The organism is Desulfitobacterium nosdiversum (assembly GCF_049860565.1).
Taxonomy (GTDB): Bacteria; Bacillota; Desulfitobacteriia; order Desulfitobacteriales; family Desulfitobacteriaceae; genus Desulfitobacterium_A; species Desulfitobacterium_A nosdiversum.
The window spans coordinates 2,857,254-2,877,549 of sequence record NZ_CP172056.1; the positions used below are offsets into that span (position 1 = coordinate 2,857,254).

Annotated in this window: 20 protein-coding genes; 18 read left to right on the plus strand and 2 right to left on the minus strand. The window is 39.6% G+C overall.

The features are described from left to right. Positions 1-44: 44 nt before the first annotated feature. The 8 genes from ACHOLT_RS13740 to ACHOLT_RS13775 all read left to right on the plus strand — a co-directional run bounded on the left by ACHOLT_RS13740 (position 45) and on the right by ACHOLT_RS13775 (position 9,353). Positions 45-1,964 (plus strand): ASKHA domain-containing protein, encoded by a 1,920-nt coding sequence (locus ACHOLT_RS13740; protein WP_425801647.1) that lies wholly within the window; start codon positions 45-47, stop codon positions 1,962-1,964. Positions 1,965-1,968: 4 nt separating this feature from the next. Next, entirely contained in the window at positions 1,969-2,733 is a 765-nt protein-coding gene (locus tag ACHOLT_RS13745) for an AAA family ATPase (protein ID WP_425801650.1), read from the plus strand. Between the two features lie 54 nt (positions 2,734-2,787). Then, positions 2,788-3,756 carry an acetyl-CoA decarbonylase/synthase complex subunit delta gene (locus ACHOLT_RS13750; RefSeq protein ID WP_425801653.1) on the plus strand — a complete coding sequence of 323 codons (969 nt, stop codon included), beginning with the start codon at positions 2,788-2,790 and terminating at the stop codon, positions 3,754-3,756. Positions 3,757-3,804: 48 nt separating this feature from the next. Further along, positions 3,805-4,599, plus strand: a complete 795-nt coding sequence (locus ACHOLT_RS13755) for a methyltetrahydrofolate cobalamin methyltransferase (RefSeq protein ID WP_425801656.1) — start codon at positions 3,805-3,807, stop codon at positions 4,597-4,599. Between the two features lie 134 nt (positions 4,600-4,733). After that, complete coding sequence (locus tag ACHOLT_RS13760) at positions 4,734-5,702, plus strand: hypothetical protein (RefSeq protein WP_425801659.1); 969 nt, start codon at positions 4,734-4,736, stop codon at positions 5,700-5,702. An 83-nt stretch (positions 5,703-5,785) separates the two neighbouring features. Further along, positions 5,786-6,925, plus strand: coding sequence for a sensor histidine kinase (locus ACHOLT_RS13765; protein ID WP_425801662.1), 1,140 nt, complete (start codon positions 5,786-5,788; stop codon positions 6,923-6,925). Then, complete coding sequence (locus ACHOLT_RS13770) at positions 6,922-7,560, plus strand: response regulator (RefSeq protein WP_425801665.1); 639 nt, start codon at positions 6,922-6,924, stop codon at positions 7,558-7,560. Before ACHOLT_RS13765 ends, ACHOLT_RS13770 begins: the two co-directional genes overlap by 4 nt. Before the next feature lie 80 nt (positions 7,561-7,640). Next, positions 7,641-9,353: an MBL fold metallo-hydrolase RNA specificity domain-containing protein gene (locus ACHOLT_RS13775; protein ID WP_425801668.1), complete on the plus strand. Its 1,713-nt coding sequence runs from the start codon at positions 7,641-7,643 to the stop codon at positions 9,351-9,353. 526 nt (positions 9,354-9,879) lie between these two features. Here ACHOLT_RS13775 and ACHOLT_RS13780 read toward each other — a convergent pair. Further along, entirely contained in the window at positions 9,880-10,473 is a 594-nt protein-coding gene (locus tag ACHOLT_RS13780) for an HD domain-containing protein (RefSeq protein ID WP_425801671.1), read from the minus strand. 221 nt (positions 10,474-10,694) lie between these two features. Here ACHOLT_RS13780 and ACHOLT_RS13785 point away from each other — a divergent pair, with 221 nt between their 5' ends. The 7 genes from ACHOLT_RS13785 (at position 10,695) to ACHOLT_RS13815 (ending at position 15,991) form a co-directional block, all read left to right on the plus strand. Then, positions 10,695-11,441: a DnaD domain-containing protein gene (locus tag ACHOLT_RS13785; protein WP_425801674.1), complete on the plus strand. Its 747-nt coding sequence runs from the start codon at positions 10,695-10,697 to the stop codon at positions 11,439-11,441. Between the two features lie 24 nt (positions 11,442-11,465). Further along, complete coding sequence (locus ACHOLT_RS13790) at positions 11,466-12,284, plus strand: ATP-binding protein (protein ID WP_425801677.1); 819 nt, start codon at positions 11,466-11,468, stop codon at positions 12,282-12,284. 79 nt (positions 12,285-12,363) lie between these two features. Beyond that, positions 12,364-12,948 (plus strand): hypothetical protein, encoded by a 585-nt coding sequence (locus ACHOLT_RS13795; RefSeq protein WP_425801679.1) that lies wholly within the window; start codon positions 12,364-12,366, stop codon positions 12,946-12,948. A gap of 115 nt (positions 12,949-13,063) precedes the next feature. After that, entirely contained in the window at positions 13,064-13,792 is a 729-nt protein-coding gene (locus ACHOLT_RS13800) for a phosphatase (protein WP_425801681.1), read from the plus strand. A 104-nt stretch (positions 13,793-13,896) separates the two neighbouring features. Then, positions 13,897-14,610, plus strand: coding sequence for a hypothetical protein (locus ACHOLT_RS13805; RefSeq protein WP_425801683.1), 714 nt, complete (start codon positions 13,897-13,899; stop codon positions 14,608-14,610). Between the two features lie 100 nt (positions 14,611-14,710). Then, positions 14,711-15,337: a hypothetical protein gene (locus ACHOLT_RS13810; protein ID WP_425801685.1), complete on the plus strand. Its 627-nt coding sequence runs from the start codon at positions 14,711-14,713 to the stop codon at positions 15,335-15,337. Positions 15,338-15,418: 81 nt separating this feature from the next. Beyond that, on the plus strand, positions 15,419-15,991 hold the full coding sequence (locus ACHOLT_RS13815) for an ANTAR domain-containing response regulator (protein ID WP_425801688.1): 573 nt from the start codon (positions 15,419-15,421) through the stop codon (positions 15,989-15,991). A gap of 48 nt (positions 15,992-16,039) precedes the next feature. Here ACHOLT_RS13815 and gap read toward each other — a convergent pair whose 3' ends face one another. Continuing rightward, positions 16,040-17,038, minus strand: a complete 999-nt coding sequence (gap, locus tag ACHOLT_RS13820; RefSeq protein ID WP_425801690.1) for a type I glyceraldehyde-3-phosphate dehydrogenase — start codon at positions 17,036-17,038, stop codon at positions 16,040-16,042. 218 nt (positions 17,039-17,256) lie between these two features. On the opposite strand from gap, the gene ACHOLT_RS13825 reads away from it, so the two are divergent. From ACHOLT_RS13825 to ACHOLT_RS13835, 3 genes are all read left to right on the plus strand, one after another. Further along, positions 17,257-17,679 (plus strand): OsmC family protein, encoded by a 423-nt coding sequence (locus tag ACHOLT_RS13825; RefSeq protein ID WP_425801693.1) that lies wholly within the window; start codon positions 17,257-17,259, stop codon positions 17,677-17,679. Positions 17,680-17,851: 172 nt separating this feature from the next. Then, positions 17,852-18,823, plus strand: coding sequence for a phosphodiester glycosidase family protein (locus ACHOLT_RS13830; protein ID WP_425808071.1), 972 nt, complete (start codon positions 17,852-17,854; stop codon positions 18,821-18,823). 38 nt (positions 18,824-18,861) lie between these two features. After that, positions 18,862-20,247, plus strand: coding sequence for a hypothetical protein (locus tag ACHOLT_RS13835; protein WP_425801696.1), 1,386 nt, complete (start codon positions 18,862-18,864; stop codon positions 20,245-20,247). Positions 20,248-20,296: the final 49 nt, after the last annotated feature.

The following is a 20,296-nucleotide window of genomic DNA, read 5'->3' on the forward strand; positions in this document are numbered from 1 at the left end:
TTGGCTGCCATTTGAAGGCGTCGAAAAAGGAGAGGGGGGATATCATGGCCCAATATCAAGTTACAATCATGCCTGATCGTCAAATTATAGAGGTTGAGCAAGGTACCTCCCTGCTTAAAGCCGCTTCAAAAGCAGGAATCTATCTTAAATCAAGCTGCGGGGGAGAAGGAACGTGTGGTGCCTGTAAGTTGACTGTTCTTGCCGGTCAAGTTCAGATCATGGGGACCGGTAATCTAAAACCTGAGCAAATTGCACGTGGTGTTCGGTTAGCTTGTCAAACTTTTGTTCAAGAAGATGTAACCATAGAAATTCCGCCCGAATCCCGTCTCAAAGAGCATCAAGTTCTTTTGGGTGATGTAAAAAAAGGACTTGTACAGGAAACGACAAACGATCTTTTAGCTACCTATGGTTTTCAACCTCTCGCCCGTAAAATTCGAGTTCAACTTTCAGCACCTACTTTAACGGACAACGCAAGTGATTGGTCGAGACTATTAGTTGAACTCAAACGAATTTTACCTCAAGCTAAAAAAATAGAAATTCCATTGTCAATTCTCCGCCAACTGCCTGAAGTCCTACGCCAAGCAGATTGGAACATTTCAATCACATTAAGTGAACTAGAAGGCTACTGCATAATTACGCATGTCGAATCTGGAAATGATCAACCCGCATATGGTTTAGCTATTGATATTGGCACAACAACAGTCGTCGTTTATCTTGTTAATCTCAAAACTGGAGAAATTGAAGATAAACAAGGGGCATATAACAAACAAGCTAAATTTGGGGATGATGTCATTTCTCGAATCGTTCATGCTGTTGAAAACGATGAAAGTTTAGCAGAAATTCACAAGGCTGTAATGGATACAATAAACGAATTAATGGATAGCTTGCTTGAAAGAAAAGGACTATCCCAGACGAATCTATCTGCTGCCGTTATCGCAGGAAACACCACGATGACCCAACTCTTTCTGCAAATTAACCCTCGTTACCTTCGCTTGGAGCCCTATATTCCCACAGTAAGTATTACTCCTTCTATTCCGGCAAAAGAAATCGGTCTGCATATTTTACCGGAAGCATTAGTTCACTCCTATCCTTCTGTTGCAAGTTATGTAGGGGGCGATATCGTTTCCGGTACTCTTGTCACTAATATGGCACATAAAGAAGATATTTCGCTCTTTATAGACATTGGTACAAACGGTGAAATTGTGCTTGGCAATCAGGATTGGCTTGTTTCTTGCGCCTGCTCTGCCGGTCCCTGTTTCGAAGGAGGAGGAATTAGTTTTGGCATGCGTGCTATGCCTGGGGCAATAGAACGAGTCAATATTGATCCCCTGACTTTAGACGTAAACCTATCTGTTATCGGAAGGATAGCCCCTGTCGGAATTTGCGGCTCAGGACTCGTCGATTGCCTTTCTAAACTTCGTGAAGCCGGCATAATTGATCGAGCGGGTAACTTTCAAATTGAACATACTTCTAAAACTGGACGTTTGCGGCAGACTTCTGATGATAAAGAATTTGTACTTGCTTGGTCTCACCAATCCGGCGGGGATAAAGATGTAGTCATTACCGAAAATGATGTTAAAAACCTAATTCGAGCCAAAGGAGCAATTTATGCCGGGATTCGTTCGCTGCTGCAAATGGTTTCTCTGGAGATCGGAATGATTGATAAGGTCATCATCGCCGGAGGCTTCGGAAACTATTTAAATGTACGCGATTCCATTCAAATTGGTTTGCTTCCGGATTTACCCTTGGAAAAGTTTGAATTCATTGGCAATTCATCTGTTAAAGGGGCTTGCTTGGCTTTATTATCACAAAAAGCCTGGCATGAAGCAGCTGAATTGGGACAGAAAATAACGTATGTAGAACTCTCTATTGGAAACACATTTATGGATGAGTTTGTTTCTGCACTTTTCCTGCCTCATACCGATTTAACCCTATTTCCAACAGTTGAAGGACAGGAGGAATAGTAACATGGCAAAATATGTAGCTGTTGCTGGAAAAGGCGGGGTAGGAAAAACAACATTTACAGCACTCCTTCTCCGTCAAATTGTAAAAAATAATAAGGATATTTCTATTTTAGCCGTAGATGCTGATCCTAATGCCAATCTCAATGAAGCCTTAGGACTTAAAGTTACTGCAACAATTTCTGATCTTCTGGAGGAAACGAAAAATCCTAAAGCTATACCCACTGGGATGCCAAAGGATGTGTTTGTTGAATACAAACTTCAACAGACACTTATTGAATCACAAGATATCGATTTGCTTGTGATGGGGGGGCCTCAAGGTCCCGGTTGCTATTGCTATCCAAATGATCTTCTGCGTAAGTACTTAGAAAGTTTAGGCAGCAATTATGATCTGGTTGCTGTAGATACAGAAGCTGGTTTAGAACATATAAGCAGGCGAACCATTTCTCATATAGATACGATGTTTGTTATCAGCGATTCTTCTGCACGTGGAATTCGTTCTGCCGGCCGCGTTCATGATTTAATTAAGGGTTTACGTTCAGCAGTAGGAGAAGTTTACTTAGTTGTTACAAAGACTTCTCATGATAGTTTAGATTTGCTTTCTGAAGAAATTGAGAAAACCGGACTCAAGTTAATCGGGGATATACCGATCGATCCTTTAGTAACAGAACTGGATTTAGAAGGAAAGGCCCTTTATTCTCTTCCGGATCAATCTCAGGCTGTTCAATCTGTACAAAAAATACTCGAAAAAACTCACCTCATTAATCTTTAAGTTTTAAAAAGCTCCTAATAACTTTAAATAAACATAAGAGAGGAGAGAAATGCGATGCCCGTTGCCCTCGTTAAAGAAAAATATCCGAGTAAAGTGGGTCAAGTTATCCTTGGCGCTACCCCAGAACAAGGAGGTACACGGACCAAAGTAGTAACAGTTGGCGGGGACAGTGCCTTACCTTTCCTCCATTTTGAGGGTAAGGTAGAAAACCGTTCGTTAATTGCGATGGAAGTAACCGATATTATTCCGCCGTGGAATGATTCAATTAAAGAGCAATATGGTAATGTTTTAAATAATCCAGCCGCATGGGCCCAAAAATGTGTAGATGAATTTAACGCGGATCTCATTTATATAAAGTTAATTGGTGCGAATCCTGAAGGGGAAAATCGCAGTCCGGAAGATTGTGCTCGGGTGGTTAAAGACGTTTTAAGCGCAGTAGGAGTTCCCTTGATTGTCGTTGGCTGTGAAGATCCAGACAAGGATAATGAAGTCATGGCTGCGGTCGCCGAAGCAGCTGCCGGAGAAAATTTGCTAATCGGTCTGGCAGAACAAGATAATTATAAATCCATAACCGCCGCAGCTATGGTTCATAAACATAATCTCATCGCGCGATCGCCGCTCGATATCAATATTTGCAAACAACTCAATATTTTAATTAGCGAAATGGGATTACCCCTTAACCGAATCGTTATCGACCCGATGATCGGCGGTTTAGGATATGGGATTGAATATGCCTATTCAATCATGGAACGTGCTCGCTTAGGATCCCTTGCAAACGATAAAATGCTATCTATGCCGATGATCTGCACGGTTGGCTATGAAGCTAATCGAGCGAAGGAAGCCAATGCATCTTCCGAAGAGTTTCCGGGTTGGGGCGAACTCTATGATCGATCCGTTCTCTGGGAAACATTAACAGCAACAGCTTTGCTTCAAGCCGGTGCAAGTATACTTTTAATGCGTAATCCTGCTGCAGTTCGTCTTGTACAGCAAAACATTACTGATCTTATGGAAACGAATGCATAATCCATGAAGTTTTATTCTTGATAAGAATGAAGAAAGGGTGTGTCTGACTTGATCATCATTGGTGAACGGATTAATGGTATGTTTAAGGATATTGGAAATGCTCTTCGCGCTAAAGACCCAAAACCTATTCAAGAATGGGCACTAAAACAGCAAGAAGGAGGGGCTCATTATCTTGATGTTAATTCCGGACCGGCAATTCCGACAGAGGAAAGACCTTCCGCTTATGAATGGATGGTTGATGTCATTCAAGAAGTTTCTGATTTGCCCCTTTGTTTAGACTCGACAAATTATGATGCGATCGAGGCGGGTCTAAAATTGGTAAAACGTCCTGCAATGATTAATTCGGTTCCGGCAGAACGTCCTAAAATTGAACGTGTTTTTCCCATGGCAGTTCAGTATAACGCGTCAGTCATTGGTTTAACCATGGATAAAGCAGGTATTCCCAAAGATTCGGAAAATCGGCTCGTCTTCGCAATGGAACTCGTAGCTGCTGCAGATGAATATGCCTTACCGATGGAAGATCTATTTATTGATCCTCTAATCTTACCTGTCAATGTAGCTCAAGAGCATGCCCCAGAAGTGCTTAAATCGCTTCAAATGATTAAAACTTTGGCTAATCCTGCGCCGCGTACCGTCCTTGGCTTATCTAACGTATCCCAAAAATCCCCTGATCGTCATTTAATCAATCGAACCTATCTAGCAATGGCTATGGCCTGCGGACTTGACGCGGCAATCATGGATGCCAATGATGATCAGCTTGTTGATGTTGCCGCAACAGCCGAAATATTGCTTAATAACAGTATTTATGCCGATTCCTATCTTAAAGTTTTCCGTCAGCGATAAACATTGCTTACCAACGCTATACTCATCTCTCTTTGCAGGGGTGAGTATTTTCTTATATTTCACAGTTTTTATCATACAACCGCAAGAAACTGCATAGCTATCAAATCAAGAAATAATTATGGAGGTGGACAAACATGGAGACCTTCTTCATGCAAAACAGTGAAATTCAGGAATGGGTGGATTTACTCATTGAAAAACTTTTTACAGTCTGTTTACTTGGCAACTCAAATGCAGATTCTGAATTCTACATTGGGCGTCAAACTGTGGAAAAAATTGCAGGTACCCTTCAAAAAGTTACTGACTTATCTGATGACACTTTAAAAGATGGGATTAAACAACTCATTGAGCAGCGCCTTCCTGACCCAAGGGTTATGGAGAACTTTCCACAATTTTATAATCTCATGGAAGAATTGATACTCTCCGGAATTTCATTAGCCCATCAAAATGAAGTTTCTCCTATCAAAGTTAATACGGATAATAATACAGGCTTGTCAAATTCACGGATTCCACTTAAACAGAGTTCAGAACATGGTGATAACTCATTTCCTATTATTATTCCAGAATCGAACCTGGAAGATGAAGACAGAAGCCTTGTAACCGTATTTGCTCCTATTGCAACTACCTTTCAAGATCAAGCAGATACCTCTTATGAATCAAACGGTTCTGAAGCAGAATCTGCGGTAGTCTTAACTTCTCTTGAGCCATTAAACGATACCATAGAGCCTTCATTAAATATTATAGAGCCTGATTCTGAAGCCGTTTATCAGCCACTAGCTCCTGCTAATCAGACACCGGCAGGGGAAGAACGATTATTGATGCTCTTAAAACAGATTTATCCTGAAGATCAACCCCATTTGAATGTCGTAATAGGAGGGTATCCAATATTCGCTCAGGTTTTAGAGCTTCTCATTTATATTCATCCTAAGACTGAATCTGCCATTGACGAGCAAAATGTTATTGAAGCAAACTTAAATAAATTGGGATACCACGTTGCCATTCTTCAAAAACAAGACTTAGCGTATCCCCGGCGTATGGAACGATCGATTCGTCAAGCTTTACGAAAAGAAACAAAAACTAAGTCTTCAACTTCCTTTTTACGATAATTAAGTAGGAATCTTAAATTTACTGTCGAATATCTCATAATTGAACAATTGAAATAAAGCCTTTATTGAAATGAGGGACAACAGTGGCAGACCGCTTGGGCGAAATTATGAAAAAAACCCTGCATGCAATTGAGACTGGGAAAGAAGAAATCTTTCACATTGCTGAAACAGCACGTACAGAAACACAGCGCCTCACCCAAGAACTTGCCCAGCTTCGTGTAGAAATTACGGAAACCATCAAAAAAGTGGATCAGCTGCAAAAAGATGAACGTAAGATGCGCCAACATTTGATGGAAGTAAGCCGGGATTATAAAAATTATAGTGAAAAAGCAATGATGGAGGCTTATGCCCAGACTAAAGATACTCAAGTTCAACTACAACTTTATCAAGCGAGAGAGGGGCAGCTACGAACGCGCAGGGATGACATCGAGCGTGCTCTTCGCCAAATGGCGGTAACAATCGAGCGTGCGGAAACTCTTATGAGCCAGGTCAGCCTTGCCGTTAATCTTCTTCAAAGCGGCATCTGCGAAATCGCCTCCGAACAGAATCTTGAACAGCGTCAAGAAATCGGACTCAGAATTATCAAAGCTCAAGAAGAAGAGCGTCGCCGTGTTGCTCGTGAAATTCATGATGGACCTGCTCAAAACTTAGCAAATATTGTTTTGCGTTTAGAGATAGCCGAAAAACTCTTGGATTTAGATCCGAATCGCGTAAAAAGTGAGCTTAGAGATTTAAAAACATTAGTACGCTCTAATTTGCAAGACATTCGGCGAATCATTTTTGATTTACGTCCGATGGCACTTGATGATCTTGGGATAGTTCCTGCTCTGCAAAAATATATGGATAATTTTCTAGAGTCGTATAAAATACAATGCGAATTTAATGTCGGGGGGCGTGAAAGGCGTTTGCTTCCAGCCATGGAAGTAGCGATATTTCGTCTAATCCAGGAAGGAATGACGAATGTCGCTAAACATGCTCATACAGAGAGTGTAAAAATTGAGCTGATTTTTAAAGAGGATATGACCGTTGTTCGAGTCATTGATTTTGGTCAAGGATTTGATGTTGAAAGCACTTTGGAAAACCCAGGCGAACATTATGGGCTTATTGGCATGAAGGAACGAGTCGAAATGTTTTCGGGACAGTTTTCAGTCATTTCACCTTCAGGCGTTGGTACAACGATAGAAATGATGATTCCTACAAAGCAAGAGGAGGGTGTGGAATGATACGAGTTGTAATTGCAGATGACCATCCTCTTCTTCGCGAAGGTTTACGACGAATCCTAGAGTTTGAAGATGGCATTCAAGTCGTCTGTGAAGTAGGTGATGGTCAGGGAGCCATTAACATTGCCAGGAATCATAAATTTGATGTTTTACTGATGGATTTAAACATGCCTGGTGTTAATGGGGTAGAGGCTTGCAGAGTTATACGAAGGGAACACCCTGAGATTGGGATACTTGTTCTTACGGTGGATGATTCGGATGATAAGGTTTTTCAAGTCCTTCAACTGGGCGTTGCCGGTTACTTGCTTAAAGATGTAGATCCTCAAACTCTAGTTGATTCTATACATAAAGTTCTATCAGGCGAACCCATTCTTTCTCCGGCAGTTACCGGAAAACTTTTAGGCCAATTGTCTCATCCTCAACCCAACAAAGAAAACTTTGGACTAAGTGAACGAGAATTAGAAATCTTAATGCATGTTGTTAAAGGCGCTTCTAACAAAGAAATAGGACAAGCCCTTTTTATCAGTGAAAAAACGGTTAAGAATCATCTTTCAAGCATATTCCGCAAACTTGAAGTTGAAGATCGTACACAAGCAGCTTTAAAAGCAATAAAGCTTAAGTTAGTTGATCTTGAATAGAAAAATTGAATAAAAGGTATATAATTAATGATTAAATAGTTTAATTTCTTGTAATTATTTTAACTGCGAAAGGAAATTCTATGAAAATAAGTTTTTATGGCGCTGCCCAAGTCGTTACGGGTTCTTCCTATCTTGTTGAATGTAATGGGTTTCGTCTCCTCATTGATTGTGGATTATTTCAGGGCTCTAAAGCGTTAAAAGAACTTAATTACGGCGAATTCCCGTATAATCCCGCTGATATTGATGCTATGATTTTAACGCATGCTCATACGGATCACTCTGGACTTATTCCTAAGCTTATCAAAAAGGGCTTTAAAGGTAAAATATGGGCGACAACTGAAACCGTTAAACTTTGTTCCGTTATGCTCCCAGATAGTGGACATATTCAGGAAATGGAAGTTGAACGAAAAAACCGTAAGCTCACTCGTGCCGGGTTACCTGAGATAACTCCCATTTATACTGTTGAAGATGCACTTGCATCGATTCAATCTTTTCAGCCCATCAATTATGGAGAAAAAATTGAGCTGTCCACCGGTATATCATTTAATCTTTATGATGCGGGTCACATCCTCGGGTCGGCACATATCTTTTTAGAGCTTGAAGAAAATGATATCTGTAAGAAGTTTATTTTTTCTGGCGACATTGGCAATCATAATCAACCTTTTATTGAGGATCCTCCTGTTCTCTCTGGTGCTGATGTCGTCATCATGGAAACGACTTATGGTGACCGTTTACATGATCAAAAAGCCAACCGTGTAGAACAGTTGGCCGAAGTTATCCGTTCCGCATACGAAGCAGGCGGGAACCTGATTATTCCTGCCTTTGCCGTTGAACGAACACAAGATCTTTTGTATTATATTCATCAATTACAAACGGCTCAAAAAATACCGGTCATGCCCATTTATATTGATAGCCCGCTAGCTATTTCGGCAACTAAAATTTTTCAAGAGAATACTGCTCATTTTGATGCAGAGGCCCGTTTACTTTTGTCAAGTGGACAAAACCCACTGATGATGCCTAATCTTCACTTCTGTCAATCCACAGAGGAATCAATGGCATTAAATGCTATTGAAGGCGGAGCTATTATTATCGCGGCAAGCGGCATGGCTGACGCAGGAAGAATCAAGTACCATCTAAAATATAATCTCTGGCGGGAAAATTCAACTGTAGTATTTGTAGGTTATCAAGCTCAAGGCACCTTAGGCCGGCGCATTGTTGAGGGCGCAGATGAAGTCACTATTCATGGTGAAAAAGTAGCTGTTCGCGCACAAATCAAGAAAATAGATGGTTTTTCTGCCCATGCTGATCAAGAGGAACTGATCAATTGGTTGTCAAGTCTCGAAACTCAAGCGGAGAATATTATTTTAGTTCACGGAGAACCGAATGCTCAACGTACTTTTGCTGAACTTATAGAAAAACAATTTGCAAAAACACCATTAATCCCACAGCTGGGTGAAACTCTTGAATTTACTGCTCAAACAATAAACCGCATTTTACCTGAACACAACTGGTTACCACCTGCTCCAGTAACTCCAGCTGCAGGAGAAAATTTAAGTACAATAAAAACAACTCTAACCCTCCAAGATTTCACTCGAGCTCAGGCTTTGCCTGCTAATAAAAAAGAACGTCGTGTAACACAAGCTCAGATTAACAGGGCATATTTAAGATTACGCCATAAGCTTAAGGATTTTGTTGATCATGGTCAAAAGACGCATAAGCTTGATCAAGTACTTATCCAGCTTGAAAACATGTCCCGCTGGTTAGATGAACTTCAACGCTCCCATAAGAAATAATACTTTATATGGGGCTGTCGCAAAACCTATGGTCTTGTAGTTCCGCGCATCAGGCGCTCCGGGACTGGCTCATTTCGCCTTCGTAGCAGCTATCTTCAGCGGATAAGCATTCTTTGGAGATAGCCGCTTCGATTGAAAATGTCCACCGGACACTTTCGTGCCAAACCTCTGGGCGATACCTGATGTGTGTCGCTCCTGTGCATCCCTGCACCCGCGACATCAGTCCATCCATGGACAAGTCCCCTGGCTACGCTAAGCTAAAGCGCGAAACCCCTTCAAACAAGTGCGATAGCTTTTACGGCTATCGGGGCTTTCGGCTACGAAAGCTTTGTTCACCTGCACGTCCCTCCGCGAATCGTTCACTTCTATGCGTTATAGGAGACTGGCTAAAGTTGAGGTACGAAACTTAAGCCTTAGTCGAGTTATCCTCGAAGGGGAGAAACTACGCTTTCGGGTCTTTTGCAATAGTCCATAATTATTGTGCGCACGAACCAGGGGCTGTTTTGCAACAGCCCTTGGTTTTGATTTATAGGACTTTAGCAAATTCTGTGGATTGTCTTTTTACTCCTGAGAGGAATCTTAACATTTCTTCCCGCCGCTTTACTGCAATCCGTCTGCCTGTTTTTGTATAAACTTTATTAGGCAACGCTTCTGCAAAGGTCCTTGCCCTTTCTAATGCATCTTCAGGAGTTTTAATTAACTCGTCATGGCCGATTAAGCTAAATAATCTCATAAGTCCAATATTACCTAAATTATCTAATATGTCAGAATCACGAATGTACACAGCTTCATCACTTCGTCCAGGTTCGGAATAGTACATATGCGATTCAACAGCTTCGAGAACAACTGGAATTTTATGTGGGGAAAAAGCCATCCGTTGCAGTAAATTACTTGCTACACCTTTAGAACGAAGCGCATGGTCAATATTTGAGAGGGCATAGGCCGGATATCTGCCAGTGTCATGCAGCATTGAAGCAACATAAAGAATTTCATCATCCAACTGCAGATGCTGAGAAATTTCTTTTGCTAAATGATATACCCTGGTACAATGTTTAATACCCCAAGCTGAATGAGCACCTGACTTATCAAATATACGCAATACTTCATCTTGATAATTCATAAATTAACCTCCTTATTGTTTCCTTTTGAAAATATACTCCACACGCTTGAATAATCCTTCCATATTTTAGCAAAACGAGCTATTTTCTATCCTGTTAAACTACGACTATTTTTCATATTTTTAATATTTCTCGCCATTCGTTTCGCTATTTCGGAAGGATAAGTCAAATACATACCGAATTTTATTAGAATCATGGTACAGTTATTGAGGAGTGAATTAGGATGTCTAAGATCAATGTTTACGGGAGCTTTATGCAAGCTCTTTTATTTTCGGGTAGCATTTCTGTTCCCAAATACTTTCTTTCGCATTATTCTGAGCTTGGTTTAAGTAATGATGAAGCAATGTTGATAATTCATCTCCTTAGCGAAACCGAAAATCAAAGGTCTGTAGATCTTGAGGCATTAGCACAACGTATGAACCTTGATTTAACACAGGTCGAAAAGATGCTTGCCAATCTATTTAAAGAAAACCTTGTTTCTGCTGAAAAGCGTTGGAATTCTTCTGCTAAAGCCTGGTATAATAGTTATAATTTTGTAGGACTTATTGATGAATTAGCTGAACTCTGGGCTATCGAGCATGTAAAACAATTTGAAGAGGTTCAAAGTTTAGCGAATCAAGATCGTAGTGATATTTCTCCCTCTTTAGAACGAATTGTCCGTTCTTTTGAACAAGAGCTTGGTCGTCCTTTAACTGAAATTGAATGCAATTTTATTCGCGATTGGATGTCAGCTCATTATTCAGAAGAATTAATTTTAGAAGCCTTAAAAAGAGGGGTAAGTGCTGGAATCCGTAATTTCCGCTATTTGGACTCTATTTTAAGAGAATGGGAAAAGAAAGGTCTTCGAACACGTGAAGAAGTAGAATCAGATGATGCTTATTTTCAAGCAAGACAAGAAAATAAAGGGAAAACGAAAACAAAAACAACACGTAATATTCGTTCGGATAAATACGAAAACTTCTATCTTTAATGAGGATGAAGGAGGAAAGAGCGTGTGAAAAGTCTCAAAGAGCTACTGGAAAATGACTATCTCAATGAGCTGAAAAACTGTAAAGATTCTGCCGCAGCCTCGGATTTAGCTTCTCAAAATCCCAGTCCTCAAGTTAAATGTCCGCTTTGTTTAGACCGTGGAATTATTTTAAAAGACGATGTTGCATATCCCTGTTCGTGTATGCAGCAAAAAAAGATGGAAAATCAGTTTCGCCACGCGCGAATGGCTAGAGGTTTACTGAATTGCCGATTTGAAAATTTTCGTCAAAATTACTATCGTTCTTCATATTCTGAGGATCGGAGCTATTTAGAAAGTGCCTTAAAAGCATTAAATGCTTCTCAAGAATTTGTTCATGCTTGCGAAAATGATACTCACGGATTAGGAATTCTTTTTACGGGACCTGTTGGTTCGGGTAAAACCTTTCTTGCGGCAGCCATAGCAAATGCATTGATGGAACAGGATAAAAGCGTCTTATTTCTCGTTGTTCCTGATCTGTTAGATGAGTTAAGGGCAACTTACAAATCTCAATCAAATGAACTTGACTTATTAGATTCTGCCCGTGAAATTCCTATTCTTATACTGGATGACCTTGGAGCACATAACTATACGGAATGGACTCGCAATCGAATTTATTCGATTCTTAACTATCGTCTAAACGAAGAATTACCTACTGTTATCACTAGTAATCTTTCTCTTGGGGAAATGGAAGAGTATCTGGGGGCTCGTACAACCTCACGAATAATTCAATCCTGCCGTATTTTTAGAATTAGCGTGGAACAGGATATTCGCCTAAGCATATATAAGGAAAGAGAAAAAAAATAAAAAAATTTTACAAAAATATGCATGTCTTAAAAGGACATGCATATTTTTTCTTAGAGAGTAATTATGGAGGTGGCGAGTAATGGCCAGAATTATTGCAGTTAATCGAAAATATTTAACCCTAACATTAAGTATGCTTTTAGTATGTTTCCTTGGAATTGCGGGAGTAACTGTCTGGAAAACAGCAAATGCAAGTGCTACAAAAACGAACTTAGTTCCCGAAGTAAAAATGCTGGGTGTTTCGGTTGAACCCAGTTCCTTTACTCAAGATTTAACCTACGGTTCGGTAACTCTAAAAGGAAGTCAGATTATTAACAGTAAAAATTTTGACCTCATTGTCACTGTTCAAAATACGACGGGGCAAAAAATGACGAATATTCCAGTCGAATTGGAAGTTACACTTGTGGGTGATGAGAGTAAAAAAGTTAGCAAGCTTGGAAATTTACCTTCTCTTGATCCCGGAGCAACTGCCCGCGTTGCTTTCAGACAAGTAAAAGCGCTTGGAGATGCCCAAGGAAAAAGCGCTACCGCAGGACAACACAAAATCTCCTTAAGAGTGAAACCCAATGCTGCAGGAGGCGTAAATCAAGCAACAGATGCAACCTTTTTCTTTAATGTAGATACCTCAGTTAAAGCTCCGGCTTCTGCTACACCTAAAACGAATTAAAATATTTATAGAATTAAAACTTAAAATAGTAATCCTCAGCCTCGTAACAGCAAAAGCTGAATTACGAGGTTTTTTACGTTATAACAGGGTTATAATAGTTAGGGGGTGTTTGTATTTGGATATTCTTGCAGATTTGCATACGCATACTGTTGCCAGCGGACACGCATACAGCACAATTACAGAAAATGCTGCGGCAGCTGCCCGTAAAGGATTAAAGCTTCTTGGGATGACCGATCATGGACCAAGCATGCCAGGTGCGCCAAATTTATATCACTTTGGCAATTTCTCAATTCTGCCTGAGACTTTATGCGGTGTACGAATTCTTCCCGGTGTCGAAGCCAACATTACAAGCTATGAAGGTGAATTAGACATTCCCTTACGATATTTAAAACAAATGAGTCTAGTGCTGGTTGGTCTGCATGTAATATGTTATCCGGGAGGAACCCTCGAGCAAAATACACAAGCTTACCTCAAAGCAATGTCCAACCCGTTTACAGACATTATGGTGCATCCTGGGCGTCCGGACTTTGAAATGGATTTAGATAAAATTGCATATGCATCAGCACAATTAGGAATTCCTGTGGAAATCAATAACAGTACATTAGGTCCTGAGAAGGGAAATGCCTGGGATAATTGTCGGCGTTTCGCCAGAAGCGCGGCAAAGTATAGAGGACCCATTGTTCTAGGGAGTGATGCACACTTTTGGAATAGAGTAGGGGAACTGGGTTCTGCTCTTGAATTAGCGCAAGAAACAGGTATTAAAGATTATCAAATTCTAAATTACTCTCCTGATAAAATTCTCGAATACCTGGATCAACGAAGAAAGCAAAGATCGCTTCTGTAAAATTACACATAAATTGCTATTTAACCATATATTAACAGTGACGACAGAATATCTGCATGGCTATTAAATTTCTGTTTATTCAGGATAGGCAACGGAGGGTACGTATGGATCTCATGAACTCCCCTCAAATTCAAGATTCATTTACTCCAATAAACTTAGCGTTGTATATATCTGTCCCTATTAGTGCTGCAGCTGGTAGTCCGACACTAGCTTTTCGCCAGCCATTAATTACTGGACATATCTTTTCTTCAGCAGGAGTATTAGTGGGTGCAGAACTTTTTCTTATTCTTGCAAAATATATTTTAAAGTTGGAATCTATTTCTACAGTAGATCTTCAAACGAATCAAATCATTCAAATGCCTATGAAAGAATTTCATGAATTTTTAAAGACAATTACAGGGAACAATACTGGAATAACGCAATCTATTATAACACCACCAATTTCTGCAGCGTCTTCCTCGACAAATCCGATAACCCCATTCACATCAGGATCAAGAGGCTTTATTCAACCATTACCCCCAGAAGCGCCGTTAGTTATTAGTCTACTTGTAACTTCAGATTTTTCGAATATGACGTTTTCCCCAAACTTAAGTTTTTTTCTTCCTGTCATTGCTTTTCCTGGGCTGCGAGGCTCTTTACCTATTATACTATTAAGTCTCCTTGCTACAATATTAATTCGTGCAGTAGTATCCCCTCAAACCACGGGCGCAAAACCCTTGTCTAAACCGGGAGAACAAGCAAATTCGTCCCTTAACTTTAGCCCTGAAGATTTGTTGCGATTTCTTAGCCGTTTTGGCAAATATTTTAGCTCTCATTAATTTGTTCATAATCTCAAATTATAGTACAATGAGCATTGTGTTAAACTAATATTAAGTTTGAAAAATAACGATTTTAATTAAAAAGGACGTGCAACATTTCATGCGACAACATAAGCCATTATCTCGAGAACGCATAGCAGGAATAATTATTTATTTCTGTTTAGCGTTAATGATTCTATCAATTATTCTTATTAAAGTGATGGATGTTCGAGTTGTCAATGTTGAAGCCGTAGATCGAGGACTCTACACAGTAATTACGCAAAATGGTCCTGTTAATGTTACCTCAGATGATGTTTTAAGAATTGAACGAACATATACCAAAGCCGCTATCAGCGGAAGCACTGTGGAATTAGATAAAATCTATACAAAAAAAGGGTTTATTTATGCCGCTTCAACCGATTCATTTTATGAACCGACTAGTCAGCTCATCAATTCAGTTGATTTTTTGGGTTTAGCTACTTGGGAACGGGATAATGTAACATGGCAGTCTGTTCAACCCTATGGTTATGCCATAGGGACCCCAGCCAATCACATTTCTTTCCTGTTTTTCCTTCTGTCTCTCCAATATTTTCTTTTATCCGTTGGGGGATTGACACTTGCTGTTCTAATTTTTCCTTTAAGGTGGAAAGAAGTAGTTGAAGAGGATGAAGAAAAAATCATACCGCAACCTAATAAATCTAATGAAGATTATTTAGCAGAAGAACAACTGAGTGCAGTTGCCAAATAATTAAAAAAACGGTATTCTTATTTAGGTGCGCTCTAATAAGGGCGCTTTTTCATTATTTAAATAAGTAGGGTAGGGAAGGTAATGAAGCGCGCATTATTAATTGGTAATCTACGGCAAATTTCAGAGCTTAAAGCGATCATACCTTTAGCTAATTATCAGGCCATTGGTACAACGTCTAATGGGATTGAGGCACTGCGTCTACTTCACCGTCTTGAACCCGAATTAGTGATAATGACTTGGGATGTTCTGGGCCTTAGTGCCTTTGATTTACTCCAAAACATTGCTGACCAAAGGTTATGTCCTGTAATCGTTACAGTTTCACAAGAAGATACGGATGCCTTACCCGATATTATCAAAGCTGACCCTCATTATGTGTTGATTCAACCTCTTCGTGCTTTTGAGCTCGTAACAGCTGTTTTTTACTCTGAAAACCGTTTTTTAAAAGAACAAGAGATTCTCAAAAAAGTTTCAAGGTTGGAGGACGATCTCAAAGCACGGAAGCTGTACTATCAAGCTCTTCTTACAGTTATTCAGAAGACAGGATATGAGGAGAAGGTAGCATATCGCAAAATTCAACAGTACGCAATGTCACAAAGAAAAAGTTTATCTTCAGTTGCTATGGAAATTATTAAAGGACATTGGTTGCCAGAATAAAAAAAAGAGCCTCAAGGCTCTTTTTTTATAGTTTATAGAGTGTTTTGTTTAGCGTGAAACCCATGCTGCTAAATCTAAAACTCTGCAGGAATATCCACATTCATTATCATACCAAGCTAGAACTTTTAATAAATTGTCCTCCATTACCATTGTTGATAATCCATCCACAATAGAAGAAAAGGAACTGCCATTAAAGTCACTCGAAACGAGAGGAAGTTCAGTATAATCTAAAATCCCTTCCAGTGAACCACGACTAGCGTCTTTTAAAGCAGCATTTACTTCTTCACGGTTTGTCGATTTTTCCACTTCAACTACTAAGTCGACGACGGAAACATTAGGAGTTGGAACACGCATTGCAAAACCGCTCAACTTGCCATTCAGTTCTGGAAGTACTAAGGAAACTGCTTTAGCTGCTCCCGTCGTTGTAGGAATAATGGATAAGCCTGCTGATCTTGCCCGGCGGAAATCTTTATGAGATTGGTCCAAAATTCGTTGATCATTTGTATAAGAATGTACGGTTGTCATAAATCCACGCTTAATGTGGAAAGCTTCATGTAGAACTTTTGCAACAGGAGCTAAACAATTCGTTGTACAGGAGGCATTTGATATAATATGGTGGATCGCCGAATCATATTTCTCTTCATTAACACCCATAACGACAGTAATATCTTCTTCCTTAGCAGGAGCGGAGATTACTACTTTTTTAGCTCCATTAGCAAGGTGTTGGCGACAAGCGGGGCCATTATTAAATTTTCCGCTTGACTCAATAACAATATCGACACCTAAGTCTCCCCAAGGAATATCTCCTGGATCGGTATGAGAAACAACTTTAACCATCCGGCCATCAACCTTAAAACCGCCCTCAACATATTCTACCTTTCCGGGAAAAACACCATGTACAGAATCATATTTTAGTAAGTGAGGTAGGATTTCTCCTGATGTTCGGTTATTAACAGCCACAATTTCTAAATCCTTTCGGCCATAAGCTGCTCTAAAAACATTTCTCCCAATTCGACCGAATCCATTAATCCCTACTCGTATTGCCAATTACCGCACCCCTTTTCTATATTATATTCTTTATGTATTTCTTGCATAGTTATATTAGCATCTTTTTGAGTATGGCACAATTACTTTTTATGCATTACTTTATTCCATTTGATTATTTATTGTGACATACTTTAAACCAAAAAGTATCATAAATTCAAACTTTTTATTTCCACTTTAATGAGTTACAATAATAATAATAGTTTCGAGGAGGAATTAATATGAATGTTAAAGTTAGACATATAAAAGGGATGCATTTTGAAGGAGAAGGTCAATCCAAAATTCGTGCACAATTTGATTCAAGTGTAACTGCTGGTGGTACAGGAATTGGATCTACCCCAATGGAAATGATATTGATGTCAATTGCGGGCTGCAGCGGCATGGATATTGTTTCAATACTCGATAAAATGCGTGTTTCCTTTGAACGCTTTGAGGTGAATGTACAGGGCGAAAGGGCATCTGAACATCCTCGGGTTTTTACCGATATCGAAGTAGTGTATCAATTCTGGGGAGAAGGTCTGCAAGAAGCAGAGGAAAAACTTAAAAGAGCGATTTCTTTATCTATGGAGAAATATTGCAGCGTTGCTAATATGATAGACAAAGCAGCAAATTTGACCTATCGGTTAGAAATCAATCCGGAATGATTCATTTGAAGAATTGAGAAAGTATTGAATGAAAATAATTGATTTGATATACTAGCTTTATTAAGTTAAAAATACTAGGCCGCACGCTTTCAATGCGGCTTGTTTTTTTGATTTTAATGAATCTCAAAAGTCCTAACTAGAAAATTGAGGGGAAAAGGAATATAACATGAAAATGAAAACGAAAACGAAAAAAATTCGTTGGAAGATGATTATTGCTTTTATTGCTTTTAATTTAGTCTTAACTGTCCTGCTTGCTCCCTTTATTGTATTTTGGGGTCCATTTGAGTCATTAAAAGTTATGGCCGTGGGTTCTATAGCAACCTCACGTCACCCACAGGTAGCACGACTTTTTCTTTCGCAGGAAAAGATTGACGAGCTCATGCATGCTTATGATTCAGCAGGTACTTTTACAGGTTTAAATGTTGAACGTGATAAAGTTGTAACTGATCCTTCAACTGGTATTACTATTGAGGATATAAAAGGACCGAATTTTAAAGGAAAAGTTATGTTAATTAAGGATCCAAAGCGAGTTCAGGTTGCAGTTACCAAAGAAATTGGAGTTGCAGGTGAGCGTGTTAGTGACTTTGTTAAGGATACCGGCGCTGTCGCCGCCATCAATGCTGGAGGCTTTTATGACCCTAATGGCAAGGGGAATGGAGCTTTTCCTGATGGATTAACTGTTCATAATGGAGAAATTGTTCACAATAATGTTGGCAATAAAACCGTAAATATAGTAGCTATTGATAAAGACGGTAAACTCATTATTGGAGATATGTCGGCAGATCAAATTGAACAAAAGCATATTAAGGAAGCCGTGTCTTTCTACCCTAATCTTGTAGAAAACGGAAAGCCCGCAGTCTCTGGAGATGGAGGATGGGGGATAGCCCCACGTACAGGTATTGGACAAACAGCCGACGGAACAATTATTTTTCTTGTTATTGATGGCCGCCAACCGACCTGGAGCATTGGCGCAACTTTACGTGATATGATGAATATCTTTTTGGATTATCACGCTGTTAATGCAGTTAACTTAGATGGAGGATCTTCCTCAGAGTTAGTCTATAATGGCAAAGTCATGAACAAACTATGGAACGTCTTTGGTGAACGCTATATCCCAACGGCTTTTGTTGTTATGCCTAAATAATCGTAAAAATGAAAAGGAATTGAAAAGGGGTACCACAAGTGAAAAAAAAGTGGCAAATTATTTTAAGCTGGACGCTTGTGTCCGTAATGCTGCAACTCCCGATTTATTACCTTTTAAATCGGCAAATAGAAAAAGTAATGACTCCGGCGACCACTCAACCTATTGTTCGTACTTTAAAGACGACAATCAGTGGAACGAATTTTGAAAACATGCAGATATCTTATGGAAAGGATTATATAGCCTATGAAGAAAATGGAATTCTAAAGGTATATAATTTAAAACAAGATAAACAGGTTTTCACGAAGTCTGCACCAAGTAACGACAAAAATTTGGGAGTACTCTATTTTCAATGGCTGCCTGACCGAAATACGCTAGTTTATTTTTATGCCCGTAAAAACCCTAATCCAGTAACTACGGAAACCGTTCCCGTAACTCCGGCACCTTCAACTTCTCAATCGACTGCTTCCGCTAATTCAAGCACATCGAAAACTCCAGCTTCTTCAAACACTACCACGACTGTGCAAAAACCAAAAGGAAATACAGCCCATACTCAGGAAGCAACTTCTACTCAAGTTTCACCTCCTAATACTGCCCAAATTCAAGCGACAAAACCTGAGACAGTTAAAACCGAAGATCCGCAGCAAGCTCCAGTAAATAGTACAACTCCGGCTTCCACCCCAACTCAAGAACAACGCGTTGTAACGCACTATTCCAATCCCCAAATTACAGATCTATATACTCTAGAATTACCCAATAGTGATGAAGATACAGAACCAGATGATCGATTTAACGAAAGTATTAGCAGTTTTCCTGCTGGTGGACAAATTACAGATATGGTTGTTTCAACATTTACAAATCTTATTTATCTGACCGTTAAAACTGGCTCTAACAGCCAGTTGATGGAAATAGATGTTATGAAAAATGTAAGAACTCTAAGCCGTTCCGGTGAACTTATCACGGAAATGGCTGCTTCAGACAAGTTTGGTACACTCTATATTGAAAGTAAAACGGGAAATTCAAAAGTTATTCAATCTCTTCAAGGTACTCAGCGTCAAACAGTCTCGGAAGATAATACAGAAACTATTTTAGGGGATCGTTTCGGCACACTTTATTTAGGTCAAATTGATGGAAATAATCTCGTTAAAATCCATTCTGCTGCTGAAAACTCAACCAGCACAAAATTAGAATTCAAGACGATTTGGCAAGGTTTAATTCCATTTAAAGATGCATCGGTAGTCATCGGTACAAACAGTCAAATTGTAATCAATAGCAATCAAACGGCCTACCTCATTCAAAAAGACGGTCAGCTAAAACAAGTTGAGCTCACGGGTAAAAATAACTTCATTTCAAAAGACGGCGCTGAACTTGTTGAACTTACCCCTAACGGTTCTTCAACCGATATTGAACTTAAACCCCTTCAGTAAATTAATAGCGAAATAAATAGAGACGGTTCACTAAGAAAGTGAGCCGTCT